Annotated in this window: 11 protein-coding genes and 1 pseudogene; 10 read left to right on the forward strand and 2 right to left on the reverse strand. The window is 68.5% G+C overall.

From position 1 onward, the window contains the following. The 3 genes from MJ783_RS06275 to MJ783_RS06285 form a co-directional block, all read left to right on the forward strand. Positions 1-1,029, forward strand: a 1,029-nt coding sequence (locus MJ783_RS06275; RefSeq protein WP_239309068.1) for an ATP-binding protein, incomplete at its 5' end; no start/stop codon positions are given. Positions 1,030-1,197: 168 nt separating this feature from the next. Next, complete coding sequence (locus MJ783_RS06280) at positions 1,198-1,620, forward strand: hypothetical protein (RefSeq protein WP_239309070.1); 423 nt, start codon at positions 1,198-1,200, stop codon at positions 1,618-1,620. Further along, positions 1,617-2,009: a DUF5615 family PIN-like protein gene (locus tag MJ783_RS06285; protein ID WP_239309072.1), complete on the forward strand. Its 393-nt coding sequence runs from the start codon at positions 1,617-1,619 to the stop codon at positions 2,007-2,009. Before MJ783_RS06280 ends, MJ783_RS06285 begins: the two co-directional genes overlap by 4 nt. A 270-nt stretch (positions 2,010-2,279) precedes the next feature. Here MJ783_RS06285 and MJ783_RS06290 read toward each other — a convergent pair whose 3' ends face one another. Together MJ783_RS06290 and MJ783_RS06295 are read right to left on the reverse strand one after the other, a co-directional pair. After that, the gene (locus tag MJ783_RS06290) at positions 2,280-2,675 is read right to left on the reverse strand and encodes a PIN domain-containing protein (protein WP_239309074.1); all 396 of its coding nucleotides are present in this window, start codon (positions 2,673-2,675) and stop codon (positions 2,280-2,282) included. Then, a complete protein-coding gene (locus MJ783_RS06295) occupies positions 2,675-2,962 on the reverse strand; it encodes a CopG family transcriptional regulator (protein WP_239309076.1) in 288 nt (95 codons plus the stop codon). The genes MJ783_RS06290 and MJ783_RS06295 overlap by 1 nt, the downstream gene beginning before the upstream one ends. 316 nt (positions 2,963-3,278) lie before the next feature. Between MJ783_RS06295 and MJ783_RS06300 the strand changes: the two genes are divergently transcribed. The 7 genes and pseudogenes from MJ783_RS06300 to MJ783_RS06330 form a co-directional block, all read left to right on the forward strand. Further along, positions 3,279-5,249 carry a DUF4157 domain-containing protein gene (locus MJ783_RS06300; RefSeq protein WP_239309078.1) on the forward strand — a complete coding sequence of 657 codons (1,971 nt, stop codon included), beginning with the start codon at positions 3,279-3,281 and terminating at the stop codon, positions 5,247-5,249. A gap of 201 nt (positions 5,250-5,450) precedes the next feature. Next, positions 5,451-7,019, forward strand: a complete 1,569-nt coding sequence (locus tag MJ783_RS06305; protein WP_305039479.1) for a DUF4157 domain-containing protein — start codon at positions 5,451-5,453, stop codon at positions 7,017-7,019. A 9-nt stretch (positions 7,020-7,028) separates the two neighbouring features. Continuing rightward, positions 7,029-8,591, forward strand: a complete 1,563-nt coding sequence (locus MJ783_RS06310; RefSeq protein ID WP_239309081.1) for a phage tail sheath subtilisin-like domain-containing protein — start codon at positions 7,029-7,031, stop codon at positions 8,589-8,591. Between the two features lie 21 nt (positions 8,592-8,612). Continuing rightward, positions 8,613-9,053 (forward strand): phage tail protein, encoded by a 441-nt coding sequence (locus MJ783_RS06315; RefSeq protein WP_239309083.1) that lies wholly within the window; start codon positions 8,613-8,615, stop codon positions 9,051-9,053. Next, positions 9,050-9,532 (forward strand): hypothetical protein, encoded by a 483-nt coding sequence (locus tag MJ783_RS06320; protein WP_239380452.1) that lies wholly within the window; start codon positions 9,050-9,052, stop codon positions 9,530-9,532. Before MJ783_RS06315 ends, MJ783_RS06320 begins: the two co-directional genes overlap by 4 nt. Beyond that, positions 9,529-9,687 carry a DUF6760 family protein gene (locus tag MJ783_RS06325; RefSeq protein WP_239309087.1) on the forward strand — a complete coding sequence of 53 codons (159 nt, stop codon included), beginning with the start codon at positions 9,529-9,531 and terminating at the stop codon, positions 9,685-9,687. The genes MJ783_RS06320 and MJ783_RS06325 overlap by 4 nt, the downstream gene beginning before the upstream one ends. Positions 9,688-9,744: 57 nt before the next feature. Next, positions 9,745-10,679: pseudogene (locus tag MJ783_RS06330) on the forward strand (hypothetical protein); the annotation flags it as partial.

The raw sequence follows: 10,679 nt of genomic DNA on the forward strand, positions 1-10,679 counted from the left end.
CCCGCCGTCCTGGCCGGCGGCCTCGATCCCGCCCGCGAGCTGGCCCCGTACCTGTTGACCCCGGAGCAGGTGCGGCGGGCCGCCGAAGCAGCCCGCCAGCAGGCGCTGATGGATGCCGCCGCCGGGGGCGGCGGTGACGGCGCGGTTCCAGTCGGCGCGGCACACCTGCGCGCCGGGGTCCGCTCGCAGAACGCGGCCGGGCTGGAGAAGCTCGCCCGCCGCGTCGAACCGGCGGTCGGCTGGGCCGACCTGGTTCTGCCGGAACCGGTCGTCGCCCAGCTGGACGAGCTGGCCAGCCGGGTCCGCCACCGGGACCGGGTGCTCGGCGGGTGGCGGATGCGCCCGGGTGGCGGTCGCGGCCGGGGCGTGACGGCGCTGTTCGCCGGTGACTCGGGCACCGGCAAGACGATGTCAGCCGAGGTCGTCGCCGCTGACCTGGGCCTTGACCTGTATGTGGTGGATCTGTCCACGGTGGTCGACAAGTACGTGGGGCAGACCGAGAAGAACCTGGAACGCATCTTCACCGAAGCGGACGGTGTCAACGGAGTCCTGCTGTTCGACGAAGCCGACGCGATCTTCGGCAAGCGCTCCGAGGTCAGGGACGCCCATGACCGGTACGCCAACATGGAGAGCGCTTACCTGCTGCAGCGGATGGAGTCCTTCGACGGGATCGCGATCCTCACCACGAACCTGCGCGCGAACCTGGACGACGCCTTTACCCGGCGGCTCGACGTCATCGTCGACTTCCTGATGCCCGGCGCGGCACAGCGGCACGCCCTGTGGGACCACTGTCTGGGCCCCACACTGCCCCGCGACGGCGACCTCGACCTGGACTTCTGTGCCCGCAGCTTCGAGCTGGCCGGCGGCAGCATCCGGGCTTGCGTGGTGACCGCCGCGTACCTGGCCGCCGAGTCCGGGCGGGCGGTCACGACCGACCACCTGGTGGCCGCCGTGCAACGCGAGTACCGCAAGCTCGGCCGGCTGGTGCTGGACAGCGAGTTCGGCGCGTATGCGCGCCCGCTCGCCTGATGCCTGTGTCCTTTCCTGGCAACGCTGGGGAGTGGAGCGGTCCCGCTCTCGTAGACAGCGCCCAACGTCAGGTCCACCCCCTCGACAGGCCCGGGGCCGAGCACCGCTACCCGAGGAAGCTGAGCCACGACCGCAGACTACCGTAGTGTATGTGCTACGCTGTAGTGCGTGGCTACGCCTCTATCCATACGTTTTGAGCCGGGACTACTGACTCGGTTGCGGCAACGTGCGGTAGCCGAGACCGGAGCGAACACCTCGGCGCTGGCCCAGCGGCTTGTCGATGAGGGGCTGCGGATGGCCGAACACCCGGGCATCGTTTTCAAGGGCGGCCCTTCGGGGCGTCGGGCAGCGTTGGCGTATGGGCCCGATGTCTGGGAGGTCGTCAAGTTCCTCCGTGAGATCGATGAGCGAGGGCCGGCTGCGGTGGCGGCTGCGGCGGAGGTGTTCGCGGTTGACGTCAACCGGATCAGCAGTGTGATCAGCTACTACGGTGACCATCACGACGAGATCGACGCGGAGATTGCGGTCGCGGAAGAAGCGTCGGCACGCGCTGAGCATGCGTGGCGCATTCGGCAGCGGCTTATTGCATGAGTGCGCCGAAGCCGGGACCAGTTGAATTAGCTCTGGATGAAATGTTCTCGCCAAAGATCGCCGATGTTTTGCGTGAGCGTGGCCGTACAGTTATTGCTGTTGTTGAGCGGGTCGATCTGCGCGCTGTGACGGACGATGATCTGTATGCTTGGGCTGCAGCTGAACGATGCTGGCTGTTGACCGAGAATGTCAAGGATTTTCGTCCGATCATGCTTCGGACCCTACAGGCCGGCGGTGCTGCTGCCGGCTTGCTCTTCACCAGCAGTCGAACCTTCCCCCGCTCACGGCAAAATCCCGGTCCACTCATCGAAGCCATCCATGCATGGCTTGCGAAGGGGCCGCCGGCACCGCCACTGATTGAGGACTGGCTCTTCCCTGTACAACAGTAAGCGACTGGGCCCCGTGATCCGTATGAGTGGCCGACTTAGAGCGCCCTATTGCCGGGCGCTCTTACGCGGGTGAAGGAGAATTTTGTCTGCCTGAACTGTGCTGATGCACGTCGGTGGGCGTTCGGCCAAGGCGATCGACGACGGGGAGGTCTGGCCAGCGTTCACCGGTATCCTGGTCCGGGACGGCTACGCCCACCTGACCGGGGCGGTGCACGCTTGATGCGGAGCACACCTGCTCAGAGATCTGCCGTGTCGTGCGGCAATCGTACGTCAGACCTTGACCACCATGACCCGATCTCCGCAGAGCAGCCGCATGTCCTCCTCGTCCGAGGTAAAAACGGCGGCGTCACCGTGTTCCCTGCGCGCGACAGCGGCGAGCGCGGCGTCAATGGCGTATTTATGGCCATGGAGACCAGCCTCCGCCAGCAGGCCGATGGCCTCATCGGTGATCTCCCGAGTCACGGACGCCACCGCAATTTTCGATAGAGTCCACCGCCAAGCACCGCGATTCACCCGCTTGTGATAGGCCTCGATCAACGTCATGGAGGTGGTCACAACCCGGATCCCGGAGCGGTCAGCATCTTTGAGTCGCGCGCCCATACGCCGTTCGCCGCGAACGGCCTGCGCAAGAGCTTCACTATCCAGGAGATACACCAGTTCCGGCATCAACTCGCCGTGCGGGCAGGCATCGATGACGGCATGGGACGGGCCTTACGTTCGGCATGACGGCACTGGATCTCATGACGTTCGGCCTCGGCCCCGGCGAGCTCTTCCCCGGTGACCTCGCCGTATTCCGACTCCCACCAGCCAACAAATTCATGCAGGTGGTCCCGTTCCCGCTGCCGCTCCATGGCCTGCGTGACATATCGACTGAAACCGCCGGCGCCGACTTCGGCACGGATCTCCTCGGCCAGTTCCTCGGGTAGCGTTACCGTATATTTTTTTGTTGCCATACCGTTTACCATACCATTCGGGGTGCCGAGCCAGACGGCTGGTGCTGGACAGCGAGTTCGGCGCGTATGCGCGCCCGCTCGCCCTGATGCCCGTGTCCTTCCGGGCAACACTGGTTGCCCTGCCGGGCGCCTGCGGGCCTCTGGCGCGTGTCCGCGGGTCACCACAGGGTGGAAGGCGTCGCACGTCGACGGTGGGAGGAACATGCACGCCAGAGAGCCGCATGCTGCGTCAGCCGCCCGGACGGGCCGGCCACCGGCCTCCCGATCGTCACCGTCGGGTCCGCCCCACGCGGCCGGTCCTGAGGCGGTGCTGGCGTTGCAGCGCACGGTCGGCAACGCTGCGGTATCGGCGATGCTGCAGGGTTTTCAGGATCGTGGCGATGGCTCCCGCCACGTTTCCCCACCGCGACCGGAAAACGTCCAACGCTCCCCGGTTCATAATGTCCTGCGCTCGCCCGGGCAGCCGCTCGCCGAGCCGGTACGCGCCGACCTGGAAGCCAGGCTGAACGCGGACTTCTCCGACGTGCGGGTCCACACCGATGCCGCCGCCCACGAGTCCGCCGTCTCCGTTCAGGCGCATGCGTACACCTCCGGTTCACACGTGGTCTTCCAGCGGGGCCGGTATGACACGTCGTCCACGGCTGGCCGCCGGATGCTGGCGCACGAACTCACCCACGTTGTCCAGCAGCGCAACGGGCCGGTCGAGGGCACCCCGACCGCCGAAGGCTACTCACTCAGTCACCCTGACGACCGGGACGAACGCGTGGCCGAGCAGACGGCCATCGCCGCCGTGTCCGGTCCGGCGCCGGACCAGAACCTCCAGCGCCGGACCAAGCCCTCCGCGCGAGGACAGCGGCCAGCGGCGGGCGAGGCCGGTCAGATCGTCCAGCGCAGGGTGGGGTTCGAGTTCGAGGACAACACATGGCGGCCATGGCGGCGGATCCGGGCTGAGCACGGCACGATGCGCCGGTTCCGGAACATCGTGCCCGCAATAGACGACGACCAGGTAAGCCCGGTTGAACGGCACGCGGTCCTACATAACGGCACCGACTTCCGGCTCGAGGCGGACGACACGCCAGGGCCGCTGGTGAGCAACATCGAGTTCGTCACGGAGCCGTTCGAGGAGACCCCCGCAGGTATGGCGGCGCTGGATCGGGCGTTGGCCGAGATGAGAGCGATCATAGTCCGGTTGAGGGCATTCGTCGGACGCCCCGGCCCGACGGTAGTGGATGGCGGACCGCCGTACCCGCTGCCCGTGAGGGACTACAAGGAGCACTTCGTCCGCCACGAGCAGCACGGTTTGTCGGGGTCGGGCGGGTTGGCAGCCAGGGACACGTTGCTCTCCGGTGGGTCGCGGGACGGCCGGTTCAAGATGCAGGCCACGTCGGGAGTTCCGCTCACCGACCTGTCCGCGGTCATGGAGCGGCTGGGGCGGGACGTACCGGGCGAAACCCCCCAGCAGACCCAGGAGCGCCGTGCGGACCGGGCCACGATCTACCCGCCGGATGACAGCCCGGAGTTCCTCCGGGTCCAGGGCCGGGCGCCGAACCTCGCCCGGCAGGTGGTCGCTCAGATGCAGCAGGACCCGAACTACGCCACCGCGTTGGCCGCCAGCACCGGTGAACTGACCGGTTTCCTCGCTGCGGTCATGCTGAGCATGAAGCTGCTCCGCCGGCCGCCGGGCCGGAACCTGGGGGTGAAGGCCCGGCTGCCCCTCATGCCCCGCAACAGCTTCGCCCAGATGTTCGGGGCCCTGCCCGCCGCACAGCAGGACGCGATTCGCAACGACCCGCTGGTACTCGTCAACGCCGTCCTCGCCGTGTCGAACGCGAACCCGCTCCTGCAGGGTGGCGGGGACCAAGGGCTCACCCCGGCCTCCGCACTGATCGCCCCCAACCCGGGGCAGCTCACCGGGGTTGACCAGCACGGAGCGCCGGTGCGCGCCCCGTCTGAGGCTTTCGAGCAGGCGCTGGCGACGGTCACCATCCAGGACTGGCTCACGGGCATCCCGGCCGGTCAGGATTACCTGTTACCACAGCACATGCAGCAGTGGCTCGCCAGCCGCCCCGGGGTCTCCGATGAGGCTCAGGGGGGAGCGGTCGAGGCACTGGAGAGCTTCGGTTCGGCCGGGACCCTCGACACTCGGGACGGGGGGACGACCCTCCCGCTTTTCGAGAACCGCGCGATCTCTCCCCGAAGCGACGGCGCCAACCTCACGATCGACCAGGCCGCCACCAACGCTCGCTTTCTGCTGGCCTTCTTCACCAGGATCCGTAACGGTCAGTGATCAGACTGGCCGTCATGGTGCCGCGAGCGGGAACAGAAAGTATCTGTGCCGGAAACATGAGCCGGGACAAATCAATGCGGACGGCATCGGAACGAATGGGAGGAGAGGTCCTTGCGTGCGTACGAGCAGTCGCCGCGCAGGGCGGAGGCGCCGGATGGGAGTCGGTCTTCGCGGCGGGCCGGTGACCGTCCGGTGGTCCCGGTGGCGCCCCTCGTAGCTGCTGCTGGCGGCCCGAGTTCGGCGGCCGGGTTGCTGGCCCTCCAACGCGTCGCGGGCAACGCTCCGGTGGCGCGCCTGTTCGAATCCGGCCGGCACGTCCGCGACGACTCGGGCGGGCACGATCAGGTGGTGCCGCGCGACACCGGGCAGCCGGACCCGGTGCAGCGGTCGGCGGTACACGATGTGGTGCGTTCGGCTGGCCGGCCCCTTGCGGGGGGCCTGCGCGCGGAGATGGAGGCCCGGCTGGGCGCGGACTTCTCGGACGTGCGGCTGCATACTGATGCAGCTGGCCACACGGCAGCCGAGTCGGTGCGGGCCGAGGCATTCACGTCCGGTTCGCACATCGCGTTCCGGCACGGCGGGTTCGATCCTTCCACGGTTGCGGGCAAGCACACGCTGGCCCATGAACTGACCCACGTGGTGCAGCAACGTTCCGGGCCGGTGGCGGGTACCGACGTGGGCGACGGGCTGCGCGTGTCCGACCCGTCCGACCGCTACGAGCGCGAGGCCGAGGCCACCGCCACCCGGGTCATGGCCGCGCCGCCGGAACAGGTGGCCGCCGCCCGTACGGCGGGCGCGCACCCGAGTACCGGCGCGGGCTCGGCACGTCCTGTACAGCGCGCGCGGGGGCAGGCGAAGGCGAAGGCGAAGGCGAAGGCGCCGGCGCCGGCCCCGCCGGTGGAAAGCCCGTACGAGCGGCTGGTGCGCGCCGTGGGTGAGCGGATCGAGGGGTTCGCGAAGTTGCTGCCGAACGAGCAGGAGGATGTTCTCCTCGCCGCCTGCGGTGTGGTGCCGGACAATGTGATCACTATCGAAGTCGCTGAGAACGATCTCGAAGAGGGTGTCGACAACATCAAAAAGGAGATGACCAGCAGTCAGTACCGGCCGAGGTATGAGACAGGCGGCGGCACGAGCGACTGGGCCGCCGCTTCCATAACGGCCGAGCACACCAGGCTCCGGAATGAGCCTGGCAACCCCTGGAAGAACCAGACGACGCTGCATCACAAGATTTCCCGTAGGAACCTGAGCACATTGTTCACCGCCGCCGCCAAGGCTGACCAGGCCGAGGTGCAGCCGCTCTACATTTTTCTGGACACGCTGAAGGACCGGGTGGGCTCGACAAGCTACCAGAAACTCCTGTGGAACATGCCGGCGAATCTCGAGATGGGCCCCGCTTCCGACACCCGTAGGGACGATCCCAACGCGGACTTCGATAGGAACATCCGAGACGGCCGGCAGAACGACCCCACGCTCGGATGCTCTGTCAACGGTCGACCGTATGATCGTTCAGCGGGATTGGGACTGGAACAAGATAGCCGAACTCCTCGGGGAAGCCGACGGGGAGCACGGGCAGACTGTCAGCTCCCGGGGGATCCTCTCCCCACCCCAGCCGGGCCTGTGGAACAAGGTCGGAGACAAATACGAGAAGACCGGGTGACCCGCGCGTCGCGTCCATCCGGGCACCCCGGTCGTGCCCTCGGCGCCGGCCCGTGTGACCGTTTGCGGGGACGCCCCGATCGACAAGGCTTCAGCGGGATCACACAGGAATAAGGAGCGTCCATGCCGTCGTACCTGTCCCCGGGCGTATACGTGGAGGAGGTCCAGAGCGGCTCCCGCCCTATCGAGGGGGTGGGCACCGCGGTGGCGGCCTTCCTGGGCTTCGCCGAGAAGGGGCCGTTCCACACCCCGACCCTGGTGACCAACTGGAGCCAGTACCTCCAGACCTACGGGGGCATGGTCGAGGGGGCCTATCTCCCGCACGCCGTGTACGGCTATCTCGCCAACGGCGGCGGCAACTGCTACGTCGTGCGGGTGGGCGACCCAACCAGCAGCCGCCCCACCGACAGAGCGGAGCCGAAGGCCGAACTGGCCGGTGCACCGGCCGCGCTCGGCACCTTCAAGGTCGCCGCGCTGCCCGCCGCGGCGGCGGCCGGGGAGATCTCTGTCGAGGTCGCCGACCCGGACGGTGAGGCCGCCGGGGATGACCGCTTCAAGCTGCTCGTACGCCAGGCGGGCACGGTGGTGGAGACCTTCGACGTCTCGTTCAAGAAAAGCGCCAAGAACTACGTCGTCAGCCAGGTACGGGAGCACTCCAAGGTCATCACCGTCGAAGAGGCGGCTCCAGCGAACACGCTGGCACGCCCGGCCAAGCAGACCGTGACGCTGCCCGCGCCCCCGGTGCCTCCCGCGCCCACCGCCGCGACGCCGGCCCGGTTGTCACCCAACGAGTACGTGGGCGACGCCGATGCGCGTACCGGCTTCGGCGGGCTGGAGAGCATCGACGACATCACGATGGTCGCGGTGCCCGACCTGATGAGCGCGTACCAGCAGCGGCTGATAACGGCCGAGGAGGTCAAGACGGTACAGCTCGCGGTCATCGCGCACTGCGAGCAGATGGGTGACCGGATGGCGATCCTTGATCCGCTGCCCGGCATGACGGCCCGGCAGGTGTACACCTGGCGGCGGGACACAGCCGGTTACGACTCCAAGTACGCCGCTCTGTACTACCCATGGATCAAGGTCTTTGACCCGGCGAGCGGGCAGAACCGGTTCATGCCGCCGAGCGGGCACATCGCCGGCCTGTGGTCGCGCAGCGACACCGAGCGCGGGGTGCACAAGGCGCCGGCCAACGAGGTGGTGCGCGGCGCGGTCGAGCTGCAGAACAACGTCACCAAGGGGGAACAGGACCTGTTGAACCCGGCCGGTGTCAACTGCCTGCGGACGTTCCCGGGCCGCGGCCTCCGGGTGTGGGGCGCGCGCACACTGTCGTCGGACCCCGCGTGGCGGTACATCAACGTCCGGCGGCTGTTCAACTACCTGGAAGAGTCGATCCTGCTGGGGACCCAGTGGGTGGTCTTCGAACCGAACGACGAACGGCTGTGGGGCACCATTCGCCGCAACATCGCGGCCTTCCTGATGGAGGAGTGGCGGCACGGGGCGCTCTTCGGGAGTTCGCCCGACGAGGCGTTCTACGTCAAGTGTGACCGTGAGACCAACCCGCCGGAGGCGGTCGATCGCGGTCAGGTGGTCTGCGAGATCGGCCTCTGCCCGGTCAAGCCGGCCGAGTTCGTCATCTTCCGGCTGTCGCAGTTCTCCGACAGCACCAGCCTCGTCAGCGAATGACCCGAAAGGCGGTAACGATCCATGGCCAGCGGTGACAGTTTCATTGTCCACACGTTCCAGGTGGAGTTGGGCAAGGCCCGCGTGGAGTCGGTTCAGGAGGTCAGCGGGCTGATTGTGGAACTGGACGCCATCGAGGTCAACCAGGTGACCCCGACCGGGCAGTACATCATCCGCAAGCTGCCCGGCGCCCGTAAGGGGGGCGAGGTGACGATCACCCGCGGCCTGGACAAGAGCAGCGCGTTCACTAGTTGGATCAAGGATACCTTTGAGAAAGGGGCCGTCGACACGGCCCGCCAGAACATCAGCATCGTGCTCACTGACAGCCAGAGCAGCCAGCAGCGGCGCTTCGACCTGAAGAACGCCTGGGTGAGCAAGTGGGAGGGGCCGAGCCTGAAGGCCGGTGAGGCGTCGGTCGCCACCGAGAAGATCACCGTGGTGTATGAAGACATCACGACGTCATGAGACGGCGGAGCGTGTCCGCTGGGGCCCTCGGCGCGCTCGCTGAGCTTCCCGGCGGCCCCGACGACGGTCCGGTGCCAGAGCGGGTTCCGTCGGCGCCCGCGCGTCAGCGGTTGCAGACCGAGTTCACGTTCGAACTACCCCGCGGGTACGTCGACGCGGACGGCCGGCTGCACCGGGACGGCAGCATGCGGCTGGCCACCGCCCGGGACGAGTTGACGCCCCTGATCGACCTGCGCGTGAAGCAGAACTCGGCATACCTGTCGGTTGTGCTGCTCAGCCTGGTCATCACAAGGCTCGGCACGATCACCGACGTCCGGGCCGAGACGGTCGAGCAGCTTTTCGCCTCGGACCTGGCGTTCCTGCAGGACTTCTACCGGCGGATCAACGCGGAGGGCCATACCCGCGCCGCCGTGACCTGTCCCACGTGCGACTCGGCGTTCGAGGTGGACATCGCCGGTGGTCTCCTGGGGGAATCGTGACGTACGCGACCGACCGGCTCTACGAGGAGGTCGCGTACGTCGCCTACCACTTCCACTGGTCGAGGGACGACATCCTCGACCTCACGCACGCGGAGCGGCTCCGCTACGTGGGCGAGATCGCCCGCATCAACACACGGATCAACGAGGGTGAGTGACCCAGCGTGGGCCTGCTCGATCGACTGCTCCGACGGCGCTCGGCGGCGGCTGTACCGGTGGAGACCGGGCAGGCCGGGGCGCCGTCCGAGCCCTCCGAGCCGTCCGGATCCGCGGACCCGGGCTGGCGATGGCTGCCGCCGCTGCGGCGGACCGTCGGTGAGCAGGATCTCCTCACCGATCCGGACGGGTTCCGGGACCGGTTGAGCACCTGGCAGGATCCGACCTTTCGTACCGCCCCCGGGCATCTGGTCAACCCGCAGGCGCCCGGGGGCCTCGGGTACGATCTGCTGCGCCCCGCCACACCCGTATCGGGTGGGGTGCGGACCGGTGTCAAACCACTGGTGCAGCGCCTGCCGCTGGCCGCGCCGAGCCCTCTGCCGTCCGGGTCGCCGTCCGAACCGGAATCGTCCCCCGAGCCGCTGTCCGGGCCGGGGGACGATTCCGCCGTCCGCCTCGAGCTGACCGGCCCCGCCGTCCGCCCCCGCCCGGCCCACTCGGCCCGGGCGGCAGTGGCGTCCCCGCCAGCCACGACAGGCAACGCCCAGCGCTCGGTACGCCCGCCCGGCCGGACGATGACTGTGGCCCGGGTGGTACAGTCGGCGCGGCGGCTCCCCGCCGCGCCGACACCATCGTCACGGGCAACCCCGGCCCGGCCCGGCCCGATGGCGTCGGCGCCGGAGTCGGCGCCACCTCCCGCCGAGGGCGGCGTCCAGCGTCCTACCGTCGCTGACGAGCCTCGGCCCGGATTCACCACCGATACCCCTCCTGCGGAGGTCCGGCCCACCGAGGGCCATGAGCCGGCGCCGACGCCGCGGTTACCGGTCGATCCGGGGTCACCCGCCGGGGCAGCCCCGCGCCGGGGCAGCCGGATCGGCCTCGGCGAGCCACTGCCGATGGTGCCGCCCACCGCGCGCCGGAGCAGCGGGCAGTCCGGCGCGCGGCCGCTCCCGGAGGCCACCGCGGCTGGACCTCGGCGTGCTGAGCCGGTGGT

This window comes from Protofrankia sp. Cj3, assembly GCF_917627355.1.
Taxonomy (GTDB): domain Bacteria; phylum Actinomycetota; class Actinomycetes; order Frankiales; family Frankiaceae; genus Protofrankia.

What these genes read in the sequence shown, in the direction of transcription:
- MJ783_RS06315 (WP_239309083.1), top strand. Translation starts at nt 8,613, where the DNA reads ATGGCCAGCGGTGACAGTTTCATTGTCCACACGTTCCAGGTGGAGTTG.
- MJ783_RS06290 (WP_239309074.1), bottom strand. Translation starts at nt 2,675, where the DNA reads ATGCCGGAACTGGTGTATCTCCTGGATAGTGAAGCTCTTGCGCAGGCC.
- MJ783_RS06320 (WP_239380452.1), top strand. Translation starts at nt 9,050, where the DNA reads ATGAGACGGCGGAGCGTGTCCGCTGGGGCCCTCGGCGCGCTCGCTGAG.
- MJ783_RS06310 (WP_239309081.1), top strand. Translation starts at nt 7,029, where the DNA reads ATGCCGTCGTACCTGTCCCCGGGCGTATACGTGGAGGAGGTCCAGAGC.
- MJ783_RS06285 (WP_239309072.1), top strand. Translation starts at nt 1,617, where the DNA reads ATGAGTGCGCCGAAGCCGGGACCAGTTGAATTAGCTCTGGATGAAATG.
- MJ783_RS06295 (WP_239309076.1), bottom strand. Translation starts at nt 2,962, where the DNA reads ATGGCAACAAAAAAATATACGGTAACGCTACCCGAGGAACTGGCCGAG.